19 protein-coding genes are annotated in these 16,555 nt (G+C 46.8%); 5 read left to right on the top strand and 14 right to left on the bottom strand.

What is annotated here, in order from left to right:
* Positions 1 to 69: 69 nt before the first annotated feature.
* Positions 70 to 804, bottom strand: a complete 735-nt coding sequence (locus E5S67_RS06310) for an SGNH/GDSL hydrolase family protein (protein ID WP_172186217.1) — start codon at positions 802 to 804, stop codon at positions 70 to 72.
* A gap of 155 nt (positions 805 to 959) precedes the next feature.
* Between E5S67_RS06310 and E5S67_RS06305 the strand changes: the two genes are divergently transcribed.
* Together E5S67_RS06305 and E5S67_RS06300 are read left to right on the top strand one after the other, a co-directional pair.
* Positions 960 to 1,283 (top strand): polymorphic toxin type 24 domain-containing protein, encoded by a 324-nt coding sequence (locus E5S67_RS06305; protein ID WP_172186216.1) that lies wholly within the window; start codon positions 960 to 962, stop codon positions 1,281 to 1,283.
* Positions 1,284 to 1,288: 5 nt separating this feature from the next.
* Positions 1,289 to 1,747, top strand: a complete 459-nt coding sequence (locus E5S67_RS06300) for a hypothetical protein (protein ID WP_172186215.1) — start codon at positions 1,289 to 1,291, stop codon at positions 1,745 to 1,747.
* Here E5S67_RS06300 and larE read toward each other — a convergent pair whose 3' ends face one another.
* The 5 genes from larE to fraC all read right to left on the bottom strand — a co-directional run bounded on the left by larE (position 1,748) and on the right by fraC (position 6,208).
* Positions 1,748 to 2,575 (bottom strand): ATP-dependent sacrificial sulfur transferase LarE, encoded by an 828-nt coding sequence (gene larE, locus E5S67_RS06295; RefSeq protein ID WP_172186214.1) that lies wholly within the window; start codon positions 2,573 to 2,575, stop codon positions 1,748 to 1,750.
* A 136-nt stretch (positions 2,576 to 2,711) separates the two neighbouring features.
* Entirely contained in the window at positions 2,712 to 3,491 is a 780-nt protein-coding gene (locus E5S67_RS06290; RefSeq protein WP_172186213.1) for a Uma2 family endonuclease, read from the bottom strand.
* Positions 3,492 to 3,661: 170 nt separating this feature from the next.
* Positions 3,662 to 4,435, bottom strand: a complete 774-nt coding sequence (locus tag E5S67_RS06285; RefSeq protein WP_172186212.1) for an ABC transporter permease — start codon at positions 4,433 to 4,435, stop codon at positions 3,662 to 3,664.
* Positions 4,436 to 4,685: 250 nt separating this feature from the next.
* Positions 4,686 to 5,684, bottom strand: a complete 999-nt coding sequence (locus E5S67_RS06280) for a DUF5357 family protein (protein WP_172186211.1) — start codon at positions 5,682 to 5,684, stop codon at positions 4,686 to 4,688.
* Positions 5,685 to 5,689: 5 nt separating this feature from the next.
* Positions 5,690 to 6,208 (bottom strand): filament integrity protein FraC, encoded by a 519-nt coding sequence (gene fraC / locus E5S67_RS06275; protein WP_172186210.1) that lies wholly within the window; start codon positions 6,206 to 6,208, stop codon positions 5,690 to 5,692.
* A 227-nt stretch (positions 6,209 to 6,435) separates the two neighbouring features.
* On the opposite strand from fraC, the gene E5S67_RS06270 reads away from it, so the two are divergent.
* Both E5S67_RS06270 and E5S67_RS06265 read left to right on the top strand, forming a co-directional pair.
* Positions 6,436 to 7,569 (top strand): cob(I)yrinic acid a,c-diamide adenosyltransferase, encoded by a 1,134-nt coding sequence (locus E5S67_RS06270; protein WP_172186209.1) that lies wholly within the window; start codon positions 6,436 to 6,438, stop codon positions 7,567 to 7,569.
* Between the two features lie 464 nt (positions 7,570 to 8,033).
* Positions 8,034 to 9,992 (top strand): beta strand repeat-containing protein, encoded by a 1,959-nt coding sequence (locus E5S67_RS06265; protein WP_172186208.1) that lies wholly within the window; start codon positions 8,034 to 8,036, stop codon positions 9,990 to 9,992.
* A 290-nt stretch (positions 9,993 to 10,282) separates the two neighbouring features.
* Here the strand turns inward: E5S67_RS06265 and E5S67_RS06260 are convergent, their stop codons facing one another.
* From E5S67_RS06260 to petN, 4 genes are all read right to left on the bottom strand, one after another.
* Positions 10,283 to 10,471, bottom strand: coding sequence for a CsbD family protein (locus E5S67_RS06260; protein WP_172186207.1), 189 nt, complete (start codon positions 10,469 to 10,471; stop codon positions 10,283 to 10,285).
* Positions 10,472 to 10,556: 85 nt separating this feature from the next.
* The gene (locus tag E5S67_RS06255; RefSeq protein WP_172186206.1) at positions 10,557 to 10,799 is read right to left on the bottom strand and encodes a DUF167 domain-containing protein; all 243 of its coding nucleotides are present in this window, start codon (positions 10,797 to 10,799) and stop codon (positions 10,557 to 10,559) included.
* On the bottom strand, positions 10,796 to 11,395 hold the full coding sequence (locus E5S67_RS06250) for a DJ-1/PfpI family protein (protein ID WP_172186205.1): 600 nt from the start codon (positions 11,393 to 11,395) through the stop codon (positions 10,796 to 10,798). The genes E5S67_RS06255 and E5S67_RS06250 overlap by 4 nt, the downstream gene beginning before the upstream one ends.
* A gap of 92 nt (positions 11,396 to 11,487) precedes the next feature.
* On the bottom strand, positions 11,488 to 11,577 hold the full coding sequence (gene petN, locus E5S67_RS06245; protein WP_071883976.1) for a cytochrome b6-f complex subunit PetN: 90 nt from the start codon (positions 11,575 to 11,577) through the stop codon (positions 11,488 to 11,490).
* Between the two features lie 82 nt (positions 11,578 to 11,659).
* Here petN and E5S67_RS06240 point away from each other — a divergent pair, with 82 nt between their 5' ends.
* Positions 11,660 to 12,139, top strand: a complete 480-nt coding sequence (locus tag E5S67_RS06240; protein WP_172186204.1) for a hypothetical protein — start codon at positions 11,660 to 11,662, stop codon at positions 12,137 to 12,139.
* 141 nt (positions 12,140 to 12,280) lie between these two features.
* Here E5S67_RS06240 and E5S67_RS06235 read toward each other — a convergent pair whose 3' ends face one another.
* The 4 genes from E5S67_RS06235 to bioA all read right to left on the bottom strand — a co-directional run bounded on the left by E5S67_RS06235 (position 12,281) and on the right by bioA (position 16,342).
* Positions 12,281 to 12,955, bottom strand: a complete 675-nt coding sequence (locus E5S67_RS06235; RefSeq protein ID WP_172186203.1) for an SDR family oxidoreductase — start codon at positions 12,953 to 12,955, stop codon at positions 12,281 to 12,283.
* A gap of 174 nt (positions 12,956 to 13,129) precedes the next feature.
* A complete protein-coding gene (locus E5S67_RS06230) occupies positions 13,130 to 13,741 on the bottom strand; it encodes a methyltransferase domain-containing protein (RefSeq protein ID WP_172186202.1) in 612 nt (203 codons plus the stop codon).
* A 235-nt stretch (positions 13,742 to 13,976) separates the two neighbouring features.
* Positions 13,977 to 15,020 (bottom strand): biotin synthase BioB, encoded by a 1,044-nt coding sequence (bioB, locus tag E5S67_RS06225; protein ID WP_172186201.1) that lies wholly within the window; start codon positions 15,018 to 15,020, stop codon positions 13,977 to 13,979.
* A gap of 17 nt (positions 15,021 to 15,037) precedes the next feature.
* Positions 15,038 to 16,342 (bottom strand): adenosylmethionine--8-amino-7-oxononanoate transaminase, encoded by a 1,305-nt coding sequence (bioA, locus tag E5S67_RS06220; protein ID WP_172186200.1) that lies wholly within the window; start codon positions 16,340 to 16,342, stop codon positions 15,038 to 15,040.
* Positions 16,343 to 16,555: the final 213 nt, after the last annotated feature.

Below are 16,555 nucleotides of genomic sequence, written 5' to 3'. Positions count from 1 at the left end.
ATTTGATTGCGCTCGTTAAGCTCAAAATACACGCATCAATTCCCCGTCTACGGGATTTAAACTAATAACTTAAACAAAGATTATTTCGCAAATAATGCACGTTGTTAAAGGATAATTCAAAATATTTAACAAAACTTTTCTGTATATGTCTAAACCTTTAGCATTGAGGTGAACACCGTCAATTGTTAAATCTGCATTGAGAGCTTGTTCCTTAAACAATGCTTGTATGCCGCGAAATTCAACAGCCAAATTTTCGGTGGCTGCTACTCGATCGATCAGAACATTGATTTCGTCAACTCTAGCAATTGTTCCTGCTAATTTAGGATTGTAGCTGGCGGCAAGAGTGGAGTAAAAAGCAGGGATCAGAATAATCTGTTTTGTTCCTAGCGATCGCATCACGGCGATCGCCTGTTTCAAATTGCTGACAAACGCCTCGTCGCTAATGCCATACATAGCATCATTTGTGCCGATCGCCAAAATCGCTTTTTCGCAGGTAAACCGCTGTGGTACTAACAGTTTAAGCTGTTCTAGCAGCGAAACAGAACTCATTCCGCCGATGGCAAAATTAAAATTTTCTTCACCTAAAGAATCGCCGAGGGCCGAAGAAATAGAATCGCCCCAAACGCACCCTTGATATTGCTTGTCTTTAATTTGTTGTACCTGATTGTACACAATAAGTTGCCACCACAGGGCCGAACTAACTGTATCTCCCGAAGGTTGCGGGTTAGCTAACACCCGAAACGGGATGTACGCGCATAATAACAAAGCCAACACGACGGAAATTAACCTAAATTTAGCGTTCATAAAACTTGCTTGAGTTGGCTGCTACTTTAGTTTATGCTCTTGCTTTAACGAGCAGTCAGGATTGATGCAAATTTCTATAAATTAGTAATTTGTACATATCCAAATACCGCTACATATATCAAACTGAGGTGGTAAAATAATTTAGGACTAATATTATGTCTAAACCAGTTGACTGGACAGTTGGCATCCCCGCTAGCACCCTGATAGCCGTCGGAACCCAGGTCAGCGGGAGATTTCCTCTAGATGGAGCAAGTGCCAGAAACTTACTCTACCGCATGGAGGGCAAAAACATTACCAGCTATATCGTCTACGATGACAGCGGACGGGCAATTAAGCGAGTAGACTTGACAGGAAAGGCTCATGCAAATGTGCCGACACCTCACGCCGTTGAATACAAATACAACCAAAACTCAGCAGGAGACATTTTCGTGCAAGCTGAGAAAACAGTTAGGCCAGCTAGATTGGATGAAATACCCTAGAAATTATGTTCATCAAACAAATATCTTTGAATGCAGATAAACTAATCGATTTCCAGCAGTGGAAAAAAGCCAACGGCGATGATTTTTCACTTTGGGACTATCTTTTTGGAGCTGCTAACATTGAAATTGCTATAGCTTTCACAAAACTATTCTGGCCAGATTTTGTCGAACATGAAGGCGGTATCTTTTTGTCCGAAGCCTTTAACAGTCAAATATACGAACAGTGGAAAATCGAACTGGGGAATGATGTCGCTGCAATTGAGCAGGTGATGAACCACCAGCACATTGATGATATTCTCCCCGGTGCGGAAAACGCTAGCACTGAGAATTTATTGTATTTGGGACAAGCATTAGCTCAGATGTGGGAAAGTCGCCTAAAATTACTATATCCTCAGCGACGTTTTCAAGTTAAATGCGATCGGGACGAACACACTGTTGTAGTGACGTTTTTTCAGGATAATTAATCAAGCTTTCACCCCCAACAATTCCGGTTTCAAAACCTGATTTAATTTGCCGCTGCGAAATCCCTCCAAATCCAAAGTCGCGTACACAAAACCAAACTCTTGAAACACCGCCACCAATGCAGGCAAATCTGTCTTTAACACAAATTCCTTAATTTCCTCTGCTGGTAACTCAATGCGCGCCGTATCTCCGTCCGATCGCACTCGCAAATTTTTCAGTCCCAACTGCCGCAAATACCGTTCCGCGCGCCCCACTCTTTGCAACTTTCCAACGGTGATTTCTTCGCCGTAAGGAAAGCGCGAACTCAGACAAGGTTGAGCCGGTTTGTCCCACCAAGGCAAACCCAATTCTTTTGCCAATTGCCGCACTTCAAACTTAGTAATTCCTACTTCTGCTAAAGGCGATCGCGCGCCGCGTTCCTTTGCCGCCTGAATTCCGGGACGGTAATCCTTTAAATCGTCAGCATTCACCCCATCCACCACATAAGGATAACCCTTTGCTAGTGCTAGCGGTTTCAAAGTATCGTGCAGTTCGCTTTTGCAGAAATAACAGCGGTTAACCGGGTTAGAAGTGTAATTGGGATTTGCCATTTCCTGAGTTTGTACTTCCTGGTGGGCAATCCCTATTTCTGCTGCTTGAATGCGCGCATCTTCTAAATCTTCTGGCAGTAAAGACGGGGAAACTGCCGTCACTGCCAAAGCGCGATCGCCCAACACATCAAAAGCGATTTTAGCCACCAAAGTGCTGTCAATTCCGCCGGAGTAGGCAATCAAAGCCCGTTCCATCTGTGCGAAAATATCTTTTAATTGTTCGAGTTTTTCTACTAACATAATTTCAATTTTTTGTTACAAACAGTGAAGTAAGAAAGCAAACTCAAGAAAGAAGGATGAAGAAAGCATATCTCGATCGGGTTCCCTTTCTCCCTCGAACCTCTTCCTTCTTCCGACTTCCATCGGACTTCTAATGCTATTCAGGATCGATACCGAGGGCTGCCAATCGAGCCAAAAGTTCTTGATTTCGCTGTCTTTCCTGTTCCAGCAGCCTCTCGGCTAACTCTTTGTCTTGCTGTTGGCCATCGGCGCGCTGTCGTTCATTTTTAGCCCATTCTTCCGGCCACAACAGCAACTCACAGGCTGCATTCAACCAGCGCAGCCAATATCCCGTTCTACCTTCACGAGTTCCCTGCCAAACTCCCAAAAATAGATTTAATCCAGGTATTAAATAACGCCCGTTTTCATCAGGGTTTTGATTCTCGTAACGCCCCGATTCTAGCGCATAAACTTCTATTCTGCCTGTATGTGGCCAAAAAATGACATAGCGAGGAACTTTGATTACTTGTTCGTAAAAAAACCACTTGCCGATTTCTTCTGTGTGTTCGACAGAGTATTCATCGCCGTAAGTAGCTGATAGAAATTCCATCACTACAAAAGGGACAGTTCCTTCGGTATGAGGCGTGTAACTGCGGCGGGGATAGTTGTGAGGCCAAGGTTGAACCGGCTGCACGTACATCCAGTCTGGGGCTTTGCAAATAGTGCGATCGTCCACAGCAGCGCACAAAGCAAAATTAGAAACTATTAGTGCGTCTTGCATTAGTTCCGGCGAACCAACTAAAGACTGGCGCAAACCGTTAGCTAGCAACGGAGGGTCTGTATCCTCTACAGGGTCGTCCGGTAGGATGAAATCATCAGGTAACAGCGGCCAGGTAATGGTTAGCTTTGAGAGTGGTTTGTGTATTATAGTAGTCATAAGCCACCTCATTTTACCAATAAAAATTTAAGTTTTAGTCGAGATTGCTTATCGACAACCATTTCTATATCTTAGCGTGCTAATTCGATAATAAAATTTTTTTGTAGTGAAAATTTTAGTCCTCACTACAAACAATTACCAATTACCCCTGAAGCTGCCGAATGCGCGTTTTAAAATTCTCTACGGGAAAATATGGCGATCGCAATTGACAGCAGCAGCACTACATACAGCAAACCGTAGCCAGCATCTGTAATCAAACCTGCCAAGTAAGGAACTTGTCCGTAAACAGCATCGTTTCTCAAATTGAATCTGGCTAAATCCGGCAAAACCAGATAAAGTCCCATCATCAATTGTTCAATGCCAGGATTGTTAGTTAACTTGCCCAAAGCCACTAAATCCCGCGTCGAATGTCCCATCAAATAAACGCCAAATGTCAGTAAAGCTGCCAGCAGCGAACTGCTGAACACCCCAAATAAAATCCCGACACCGGCCATGAGACACAGCTCAAACCAGACAAACAACGAGGCGATTAAAATGCTTTCCAAAGGGTAAGGAATCCGGCTCAAACTCAGAATAGCCAGATAGATAACAGTCATTGCTGCTACAAGCACCGCCAGCACGGCCGACAGCCCTAAGTGCTTGCCCACAATTAACTCAGCCCTACTTATCGGCTTAGCAACTAACAGGTAAACAGTCCGCTTTTCAATTTCTTTGTTGACCAGTCCGGTAGCCACAAAGACTGTGGCAATTATACCGAGAATGCTCATAGCAGCCAAACCGACATCTAAGATAATTTTCTTCTCGGTTGTCGCCGCCAATTCCGGTATCAACCGTACTGAGGCTCCCATCAACAGAGCAAAAATAATAATTAAGTAAAGGATGCGATCGCGAATTACTTCCCAAAATACATTGGTCGCGACTGTCAAGATTCTTCTCAAATTCATCTAGTTATTAACCCGCTGGAAACTTTCGCCATACTTTAATATAAGGAAGAATGAAGTTCGGCAACGCGCAGTGAATCGGGATTTAACGGATTTAACGGATTGGATGTTGAGCGAAGAAGTCCGAGGTTCGACAGAAGATTCTCGCCTATCTCCCACTCTCCCCATCTCCCCCTCTCTGGCTCGCACACTCTCCTCATCTCCCCCTCTTCCCCTTTCTTCTGGGACACTCTCCTAACTGCCTGAGACAGGCTTAAACTTGACTGTCTCCCGCAGTTCCATCTTTTTTCTGTCCGGGTTGAGAGCGTTTGATCGCATCGCACCTTACAGTAGCCCTATTGCCTATCTCGAAAACCTCGCAAGATTTTGTAAACGAATATATTTCCGGTCTAAAAACCAGCCCCAGCCAAGTTGCCTGCATCTCTAACTGATAGCGGGAGTCTCCTTGGACGATCGAAGTTTTGACATCCCAGCTCGCATCTTCTGGGACTATCCCAGTTGTTTTTAAAGCTTGATTCCGCAGAAAAAATCGCTCGTTGTCAATATCTATTAACATTTGCTCTACCTGCGCCCACGGTTTTGTGCGGGCTTCATTTTGCAGGTATCGCTCCATTGCATTGAGGATGACAACTCCTCGGGAGCGATTAATAGTTGGCTGTTGAAATGTCACCACATAATCGCTTTTCCTCAAATCCTGCGATAAAACGCTTGGATACTGTTTTATCCAACCTTGAATTAAAAAGTGAAATGCAAACCAACAGGAAAACAGCAGGTGAACTAGGGTAATTATCAAAAACTGAGGGCGCACCAACGACTTGATACTTTCCCGTTTTGACTCGCTATTCCAAACCTCTATTGTAGCAAGAATTACTACTGCTATAAGTGGGCCGGATATCCATGCTATTTCCTTCCTATCCGCCGGCAATCTTACAAGCAACCACAAGCCAATTAAAATGCTTGTCACCCACGGACTCAGACTTACTCCTTTAATCACAAAAGGTTGCTGGCTGGTCAGCAAACCCATTGAAAGTGTAAAAAATAACCAGCTCATATCAAAAAGCAGAGTTCTCGTCCGCCAGTCAGTGACTGCCGCCACTGTCAGCAAAGCTAAAAAGATGCTGAGCAGTAAAGGCGTCTTCCAGTGGACCACTTTAGGCGGAATCATCGCCTTTTGGATTTTTTTATTGGTTTCCCAAAGGTTGTTCGTCAGCTTAGTGAGTTGCTGAGTGGCATCCAAAAATTGCTTCATCATATATTTCAATTGACGCTTTGCAAAAACAACACGGTTAAAATAACGAAATTGCTAACCGTGTGGGCGATTAAAATTCCCCCCAACTGGGTAGTTACTTGAAAAGTTTTTTTGGGAGGACGGCGGGTGAGGGTGGGCGGTCCTAAAAACTGAGTTTTGGAAGCTTTTTTATTGCCTAAAACTATGTTTTCTATGATTCCTAATCCCTGCCATTTAGCTATAAAAGTTACTGCCAATACTGAGACTGCTATCATAGTTATTCGAGCGTAAACATCCTGCCCTCGACCTAATAAAATATAACCGATAAGCTGTTCCCGCAAATCTTTGGGAAGAACGCTTTCAATGCCGAAGAAAACTAACCAGCCTACGAAAGTGCAAGATAGATTGAGGATGGCTGTATATTCAACGCTGGTTTTGGGACCGAGTTTAAGTAGTTTTTGCAGAAACCACGATTCGATCGCGATCGCCAAAAACATAATTAAAATTTGCACCAAAACAGTCCGAAATGGGAAAACACTCGCAATCATAAGCTTTCAGGTATATAAGCCCGTGTTAAGTTTTAATTGTACAGCACAAGCGGAATAATCTTAACCGCAGATTTGAGCCCCTGATTGCGTTTGCTCGCTGCTTAAAAGATTGGGGGTTAGGACTTATCGTATAATCTTTTGAGATCCGCCAACAGAATGGAAAAATTAAACATTCAAGGCGCGCGATCGAATACCCACCCCGATACAGACTCAAATAACTGCTGATTATGGTAAGGAATGGCATTGGTATTCGGACAGCCTCATCCCGGTCGGAACGCGTTGCGGGTCAGATTCACGTCTACGACGGCGCTGGTAAAGGCAAGTCTCAGGCAGCTTTGGGAGTAGTGTTGCGCTCGATCGGGCTGGGTATTAATTCTGACTCGCCCACGCGAGTTTTGTTGCTGCGCTTTCTCAAAGGCCCCGGCCGCTCCTACGACGAAGACGGGGCAATAGAAGCCTTGCAACGGGCATTTCCGCACTTGATCGACCAAGTGCGCACCGGCAGAGCCGAATATTTTGGGGCCGAAGCAATCACCCGCTTCGATCGCGCAGAAGCTCAGCGAGGCTGGGATATCGCCAAAGGAGCGATCGCCAGCGAGCTCTATTCCGTGGTGGTACTAGACGAACTAAACCCTGTATTGGACTTGGGTTTGCTGCCAGTGGACGAAGTAGTCCAAACCCTCAAAAACAAACCAGAATATTTAGAAGTAATCGCCACAGGTCGAGCGGCCCCCGAAGCTTTGCTGGATATTGCCGACTTGCACTCAGAAATGAAGCCCCACTATCACCCCGCAGCGGCAGAGCATCAGATTGCGGGTATCGAAATATACACGGGAGCGGGCAAAGGCAAGTCTACGAGCGCTTTGGGCAAAGCTTTGCAGGCAATAGGTAGGGGTATCAGTCAAGACCAATCTCACCGCGTGTTAATCGTGCAGTGGCTCAAAGGCGGCACCGGTTATACAGAAGATGCGGCGATCGCAGCTTTGCGCCAAAGCTACCCGCAGCTAGTAGACCACCAGCGGTGCGGCCGGGATGCTATAGTTTGGCGGGGGCAACAGCAAGAGTTAGACTGCATCGAAGCAGAACGCGGCTGGGAAATCGCCAAATGTGCGATCGCCAGCGGCTGGTACAAAACGATTATTCTCGACGAACTCAATCCCACAGTAGACTTAGAACTGCTGTCGGTAGAGCCGATCGTAGAAGCCCTGCTACGCAAGCCGCGGGATACAGAAATTATTATCACCGGGCGCTGCCACAAACCCCACGCTTACTTTGACTTGGCAAGCGTACACTCCGAGGTATACTGTCACAAACACTACGGCGATCGGGGCGTAGAACTAAAGCGGGGCGTAGACTTTTAAAGCCCGGAGCGGTACGGAGTTCGATCCGGACTCAGAATTATTAAATGACGGCCCTGCCTGGAAAACAGCAAATTGCCACAAAGCCTTGTTACCAAGTAACAAATCTCCCAATTTCCCTTGTCTTCCCGATCACCCAGATCTGCCTTTTTTAATCTTTAATTTCCTCCCCCGGACGCGATCCCCGACCGCCAATCCAGAATGGAACATTAAGAATATGAGCCGCGTCTTCTTGAGCGTGAGCACCTGAGACAGTGCACCAGGATTATTAAAGGGTGAAGACTTTGAAAATAAAAGCTTACAAGCAAAAAATCCGCGAGGGAGAAAGTCTAGACAGGGTTAACGCCAGTAGGCTAGACTTGCGGCTGGCAAACAGGTTAAACTACAGCGGAATCCAAACATTCGGTGTTCTAGGCAGTGTCTGTAGTCGCACCAGCGATGACCAACAAGTAGAGGAGTGAAGCTTTATGACAACGTTAGATGACAATCCTAATCAACTAGATTTAAACCTTCCGGGACTAGGCCCGGATACAGTATTCGCCGGAGCCGGGGCGGATTTCGTGAGAACTTCCACCTTGGGCGGCAGCTTAATATTTGGCCAAGCCGATAACGATACTCTGGTTTCAGTTGGCCCGAACGATACCCTGTACGGCGGCGAGGATGAAGACTCAATCAGATCCCAGCGCACTCCGGCTTTCCTGTTCGGCGAGGCAGGCTCGGACACCATAGTCGCTGAAGCCCGCGCTACTGTGGCCGGCGGTTTGGGAGAAGACATCCTCCAAGGTACTGTCGAAGCTAACCTGATGTTTGGTAATCAGGGCGCAGATACGATTCTGGGAGGGGCGCAGAGAGGAGATTCCCTCTACGGCGGTAAGGACAATGACGCGATCGGCTTCTTCATCGCAGGCGGTGGCAACAACCTTTCTTTACAGGGTGGCTTGGGTATTGGCTTCGCTGGGAATGAAGGCAGCAACTATTTGCGGGGTGATTTGGGCGACGACTTGGTTGTAGGTATCAATGTAAGAGACACTCTCTTTGGCGGTAGAGGCAACGACACCCTAAGAGGTGTCGCCAGCAGCAGCTACCTGTCCGGCGATAATGACGACGACATCTTAGTCATTACCAACAGTACGCAAAGCAGCCCATTTACTTCGCAGGTCATCACGATCGGCATTGAGAGAACCACCTTGATTGGTGGTGGCGGCAACGATTCTCTCTACGGCGCGATCGGCGAGTTTGGCGCTGGCAGAAACTTCTTTGACGGCGGGGACGGCAACGACACGATCAGGGTTTTTGCAGCGCAGGATACTGCCCTCGGAGGTGGAGGCGACGACTTCATCGTGTCGTCAACGGTAGTTGCAGTTTCGAGCGTAGGCGCCTCCAGTGCATTTCCAGGCTTCGCCGGTCGGAGCTTGCTCGACGGCGGAGTGGGCAACGACACGATCGTTGCAGCTTTTTCGACTGATACCATGGTCGGCGGTGATGGCAACGACAGCCTGAGCGGTAGCTTTACTCAAGCCTCCGGTGGAGATGGCAACGATACTCTCGATGCTACCAAGGCTATTTTTGCTGGTACTGGTACTGCTTTGATTACTCTCGACGGCGGGCTGGGCGGCGATCTGCTAATTGGCTACACTAATCCTACTGGCAGCACCTTCACCGTCACCAACCTCATGAACGGTGGCGAGGGAAGTGACACATTCATCTTTGGCAGCCAGCGCGATCGCGTGATTGGCAACTTTGCCGGTAACGACATCATCTCCTACGCCACCGGCGTCACCTTTAGCGGCACAGTCGCCAACTTCATTACCGATACTTTAGGCAGCAACTTCATTACTGGCGGCAACGGCACTGATGTCATAACTACTGGTAGCGGGGATGACATACTGTTCGGCGACTCATCCAACGCAACAACAACATTCGGGGACGATACCTTGGATGGCGGTGGCGGGAACGACACGATACTGGGCGGCTTTGGTAAGGACTATTTGATCGGGGGTGACGGTAACGACTCTCTCGGTGGGGGGCCTGGTGCTGACACGCTGCTTGGTGGCTCGGGTAATGACAGCTTCTACTACAACAACTTCGGCGAGGGCGAGTCGGGTAGTGGGCCAGACCAAATCGGAGATTTTGTTGTCGGTCAAGATAAGTTTATCTTGCAGTTCAACAGCTTCCCGGGCGTGAGTGCAGTCGAAGGTACGAATCGACTTTCTTCGAGGTCGTTCTTGGTGCTTGAGAGCGGCGCTTACACTAGCAGTTTTGGTCCAGCCGGGGCTGCCGCGTCAGATGCGTTCCTCTTTTATGAAAATGGAACCGGACGACTAGGATTTGACCCTGACGGTACTGCTGGTGCTAACCCAGGCGTTACGCTGGCAATTCTGAATGGCAGACCGGGAATTACGGCTTCTGACATTACCCTGATTTAATTTGGGTAAAAGTGGGTGGGGTCGATTCTGAAACGATCGCCCTACCAACTCTCAAAACTAATTCTGGTATGTTTAGAGCTGGGGATATAAATCCCTGGCTTTTTTATTGCAGCGATTGTTAATGGAACAGGGTGCGTCAGGGAGCCTGAGTTTCTTTGCATCGCGAGGTGTTTGCCTGGCACTAATAGCCCCCCTCACTGATCCTACAAGTTTGGGCGATCGCAAAAAAAGCCAGCAAACGATAGGTTTGCTGGATTGAGTAGGCAGGAAACTTGTAGCAAATACTGTTACTAAGCTCGGTCTACAATGTCTTTTGCTTTATCTTTGAGGTCTTCTTTCAGGTGAATTGCTGATGCTTGGTCTTGCTTGGCTTGACCTTCTAATTTATCTTTCTGATTGCCTGTAACTTCGCTAACAGCTTCTTGGATTTTGCCTTCAATATTCTTCGCTGTTGCTTCGACTCTATTTTCAATGCTCATAATTTTATATTGTAACTCTACAACTACTAATATATGATTTTAAAGTTGAGTCTGTATACCTCTTTAGATAGATTTGTTATTACCTTTATTTCTCAGTTACAGGTTTGATTGGAATTTCCACAAGTTTATTTCTGGAGAAAAAACCGGATTTAATGCCGATCGCAGATTTCGGCACTTTAAACTTTTTCGCCAACAGCATGATTAATTCTTGATTGGCTTTACCCTCGACTGGCGGCGACTTGAGATGTATTGTGAGGCTGCCGTCGGGTTGTTCTGCGATACTTTGCTGTTTGGAATTCGGTTTAACTTTGACTGTGAAAATAGTCATGCTTCGACTTTTTCTGAATGTTCGATTTTTGTCCCCAAAACTTTCAGAAATTCAGCCAGCCAGTTAGGATGAGCCGGCCACGCGGGGGCAGTAATTAAGTTGCCATCGACTACGGCGTCGGTAACGGGAACTTCTGTATATTTGCCACCGGCCCGGAGTACGTCGGGGCTGCAAGCGGGGTATGCGGTGCAGCGTTTGCCTTCGAGTACGCCGGCGGCGGTTAGGACTTGCAAGCCGTGACAAATAGATGCGATCGGCTTTTTGCTGTTGGCAAAGTAGCGGGTAATTTGCAGCACTTGTTCGTTGAGGCGGATGTATTCTGGGGCGCGTCCTCCGGGGATAACCAAAGCGTCGTAGTCTGCCGGGTTGATTTCGTCAAAAGTGGCATTTAAAGTGAAGTTGTGGCCGGGTTTTTCGCTGTAGGTTTGATCGCCTTCAAAGTCGTGAATTGCGGTGCGAATTGTTTGGCCTGCGGCTTTTTCCGGGCAGACGGCGTGGACGGTGTGACCTACCATTTGCAGTGCTTGGAAGGGAACCATTACTTCATAGTCTTCTACAAAGTCGCCGACTAGCATTAATATTTTTTTGGCTGTCATGTTTCCTACTCCTGTTATTTTGAGTGTGTTAAATAGGATTAAAAAAAAATGCGGGGCAGTGAAAAAGCTTGCCCCGCAAGCTATTGTGGAATCTAGAAACCGTTGCGTCCCCAAATGACCATTGAAATTGAGAAGGAGAACAGAACTAGCACCGAAACCCAACCGAGTGACAAAATATCCATAGCTATTTATTGAACAAACTGTACAAAGTGACTCCAAACCTTATGATAAGTCAATTTGAGCCATTTTTGAAATGAGGGCGCTGTGAAGGACTCGTCAAATTTTAGTGCCGCTGAACGGGTAGAATCTTTGAAAGCAGGGAGTGTTGCTGCTTTGTCTTGTTTGCTTGGTTTTGGGGCGATCGCCCTTGGTAATAGCTTAATTCTAGCGGATAGGTTGGATTCTCTGGCGAGTTTGCAGGTAAGGGAAATTGACCTAAATTTTGCCTTCAGAGGGGCGATCGCACTTTTGGGCGGTTTTTTGTTCGGCGTGACTTACCGCTATGCGATTCGCCGAGATGTTAACCTGCAGCTTAAATCTGGTGCGGTGTTGGCTTTTGGGTTGGTGCGGGCTTTTGGACAATTGGATGCTGGATTGTTTTTTGAACCCCGGAAGATGCCCGCCCTACAGGAGTTATTGCCGTTTGCTGTTCGCGGTGCCGAGAGTGTGGTATTGTTTGCGATCGCGGGTTTGGTTTTGGATTGGGCGATCGGGCGATCGTGGATTAAGCCCTTTGATTCTTGAGTGCCAAATCTTGCAGCATTTTTATGAACAGGCAAGATGCCTGTTCCACAAAAGTTCAATTTTCCTGTGGGGCGTTGCTCCTAGCCCGCCCAAAAAATACAATTTAGATGCGAGACAGCTTATTTTGCGCTAAACCCGCCCCTAAAGATTTAATACCTCAAATTTTGGATTGCCGTAAAGCATTTGCCTGTCTACAGCCGACAAAACTTTATTGTTAGCAGCATCAGAAACTAAACACTGACAAACTAGCTGCGCTACATCCGCCCGGTGAATAGTTCCAGCAACTAGACAATCTTCTGTTAAAATACCGTTGCCTGTTGCAGGTTCCGATTTGAGTCCGCCCGGACGAATCACTGTATAAATCATCCCGCTTGCTATCAAATGATTTTCGGCTTTTTCTTTCTCAATTAAAACCGGGCCCAAAGTTTCCAAAACTTGCGGTTGCAAAGCAGCGGCACTGTTACCGCTACCGATAGATGAAACTAAAATAAATTTTTGCACCCCTGCTTTGACAGCCGCATCAATCAAGTTTTTGTTGCCCAAATAATCGGCTCTTTCTCCTTCTTTGGGCAAGCCGCCAATTGTGCTGATTACGGCATGAATTGGCTCACCACCCGCCATCGCAGCTTCCATAGCTGCTGCATCCAAAGCATCGCCAGTCACGAGTTTGATGCCCATTGCTTCTAATTCGGTACTGGTAGCGGGCGATCGCAAAAGTGCAGTTACTTGCATCTTTTGTTCTACCAGACATTTCGCGATTTCTAAGCCGAGGTTTTGACTAGCACCCGCTAAAAAAATGTGGAATTTCTCTGTCATATCAATTTTGATTTAGTTGCGGCATAAATTGGTTTATTTGACTGTGGATTATTATACAACCATCCTCTGTCAATTGGTGGATTATTTTTTTTATTTAACCGCAGAGGGCGCAGAGTACGCAGAGGAAGAGAGGGGAAGGATTGGCAATTCCCGATTCCCAATTTCTAATTTACGTTAGATTTTTCTGCCCACCATTACTACCCAAGATTGAGCTTCGCGGGGTAAGCCGGGGGGGCGATAGTAGCGATCGACAATGGCAAATCCCGCTTGTTCTAAACAAGGCGCTAAAGTATGATATTCCCATCCGGCAGTATAGCGTTTTCCCGTCGGCCGCTCGTCGTATCCCTCCCAATTTCCCCGGCACATTGACATGACAATTGCACCGCTAACAACTAAGGCTTTGTGCAAATCTTGCAGCACTTTCACCATCTCGTCGCTGGGAACGTGAATCAGGGAAGCATTGGCAAAAATACCGTCAAATTCTGCATTTGGCAAGTCGAGATTCAGAAAAGATTGCTGCCAAACTTCGCATCCCGATAACTTCTTAGCTATTTCTACAAAAGCTGGAGTTGCATCTAAGCCTACAACTGTGTGTCCTTGGCTCTTGAAGGCTACTAAATCTCGTCCCGGGCCGCATCCTATATCGAGAATTTTACCGGGATTGCGGGGCATGGCAGCCGTCAATGCGTCACGATTTTGGGATACGTCGTGATGCCAAGTTCCTTCTCGGAAAGATTCGGCAGTTAGCTGGTATTCTGCGATCGTAATTTCTTCGCGTTTGTCCACAATTTCCCCCTCTTGTATTATTTTAGATTTTAGATTTTAGATTTTAGATTGAAGAATGTCAACGGTAGAATAAGGGTTTCTGGCTACAATCTAAGAACTTACGGATGACGCATTTGCTACCTCAGAAACCCGGTTTCTATCCGCCCATGCGTAAGCGTGAAGTAGAGATATCGGGTAGGCACACGGCATAGCCGTGTCCTACTCTATTTCATCTGATTGAAAACTGCTATAAGAGTTACACAACCAGGGTTTTTTGTTCGGATTTGGTAACTGCTGAATCAATTTCTAAGAGAGAACCTTCGGGGGATTCGATCGCAAATCCCGCATCTCGAATCATGTCCCAATCTTGATGTGCAGCTTGTCCGGGAGTTGTCAGATAATCGCCAACAAAGATAGAATTAGCGGGGTAGAGTCCAAGAGGTTGCAGCGATCGCAAATGCACCTCCCGTCCCCCAGCAATCCGAATTTCTTGACTGGGAAGCAAAAATCGGAACAAACAGAGAATTCGTAAACATTGGCGGGGAGTTAACCGGTTCACATCTGCAAATGGCGTGCCGGGAATCGGAATGAAAAAGTTGACCGGCACGCTAGTAACGCCCAACTTGCGAAGCGAAAGTGCTAAATCGATCGCATCATCATCCGATTCGCCCATCCCCAAAATTCCGCCGGAACAAGTTGTGATTCCCGCTGCTTTTACGTGTTCGACGGTTTCAACCCGATCGCCAAAAGTGTGAGTCGTGCAAATGTCCGAGTGATATGATTCGGAAGTATTGAGATTGTGATTTACGCGATCGACTCCAGCCTTTGCCAAACGATGAGTTTGCTCCTCGCTCAACAATCCCAAACAAGCGCAAATTTTCAGGTTATAATTTGCCTTCACAGTCTCGACAGCATCCAAAACGCGGTCGAAAGTAGATGCGTTAGGTTGACGGCCCGAAATCACCAAACAAAACGTACCTGCTTTTAAATCTGCTGCGCGTTGGGCGGCATCGAGAATTTTCTCCTTAGCTAAAAGCGGATATTTCTCAATTTCCGCAGTCGAAATTTTTGACTGAGAACAATAATGGCAATCTTCAGGACAAAGGCCGCTTTGAGCATTTAACAAATAGTGCAGCCTGACTCGGTTTCCCCAGTAGTGGCGGCGCACACGATAAGCTGCGTTTAGTTGTTCCAGCAAAACCTCATCCGGTGCGCGCAATACGGCTAAAGATTGCTCGCGAGAGAGACATTTGCCCGCCAGCGCGCCGTCAGCCAAATCGTTCCAATTGGGTAAATTCATTACTAAAATTAAAGGGTTTACAGAGTATCCAAAACCTGACGAATTACCCGATAAATCGATTCTAGTTCATCAGGAGAAATGCAGTAGGGAGGCATCAAGTAAAGCCTATTTCCCAAGGGGCGGAGCAAAAACCCCGCTTCGAGAAATCTGGCTTTCAAAACAGAACCGATGTCATTAAAATAACCGGAAACGCTTTCGGTTTTCACATCCATTGCTGCGATGGTGCCGCAAGTCCGAATCCGTTCGAGTTTAGGATGATTTATCAGCCATTGATTCAGATATTTGCGGTGCAGTTTTTCCATCCCTTGATACACACTTGGGTTTTGCTCCAAAAGCTCCATCGATGCTACACTCACCGCACAAGCTAAAGGATTTCCAGTGTAAGAATGACTGTGAAAAAAAGCTTTGTCCGGTTCATCTCGCCAGAAAGCTTGATAAATATCCTCCGATGCCATTGTGACAGCAATTGGCAAACAGCCGCCAGACAATCCTTTAGACAAACACAGGATATCTGGCGAAGTTGCAGATTTAACAGAGGCAAACAGTTCGCCCGTGCGACCAAAACCAGTCATTACTTCATCGTAAATCAACAATACATTAAACTGACGGGCAAGTTGTGCGATCGCCTGCAAAAACTCAGGGCGGCACATTCGCATTCCCCCGGCACCTTGCACCAAAGGTTCGATAAAAATTCCAGCATAGCCGCCCTGCTTTAACAAAAACTCCAATTTCTCCAAACTCGCCGCCTCTTTGCTTTCCACCTCCTCATCGCCGTCAAAAGTCCCGGGAAAAGGAACAACATCCCCAGCAAACATTAAAGGTGCAAAAGATTCCCACCACAGCGAACTTCTGCCAGCAGACATCGCGCCCACAGTATCGCCGTGATAACCTCCCTCAAAACTAATAAAGCTCGTGCGGTTAGTTTCTCCGAGATTGCGCCAATATTGAAATGCCATTTTCAGAGCAACTTCAATAGCAGTCGATCCGTTATCAGAAAAGAAAATCCGCGTTAAAGAAGCAGGCGTATGAGTTAGCAATTTACTCGCAAGTTTCTGGGCCGGTTCGTGAGTAAATCCCGCAAAGATTACGTGTTCTAACTTTTGGGCTTGCTCGTAAAGAGCCTCGGCGAGAACCGGATGGCTGTGCCCGTGAACAGTCACCCACCAACTAGAAATACAGTCGAGAATTTGCCGCCCGTCTGCCAATTCCAGCACCGATCCTTTGCCGCGAATTACCTTCAGCGCCGGGACAGCCGTTTTCATTTGCGTGAAAGGCTGCCAAATCGGTGAATTTGAAGAATTATGTTCCTGATTCGCAGTCATTTTTACCAATCAAACTAATATTAAGTCGCCTTTTAATATAGCAAGTTTTACTCGCTTACGAACTTTATATTCTCTTCTCTTTTCTTCTCTTCTCTTCCTTCGTGTCCTTAGCGTCTTCGCGGTTCATTCAAAAAAATCAATTTTGGTGTTAGGAGTGGCTGCGCTGCAACATCTGCCGCCATATCAGGTATTCCCGGGTGATGGTTAAAATTA

It is taken from the genome of Microcoleus asticus IPMA8 (assembly GCF_013179805.1).
GTDB lineage: Bacteria > Cyanobacteriota > Cyanobacteriia > Cyanobacteriales > Microcoleaceae > Microcoleus > Microcoleus asticus.
This window is presented reverse-complemented; position numbering and strand designations above follow the sequence as displayed.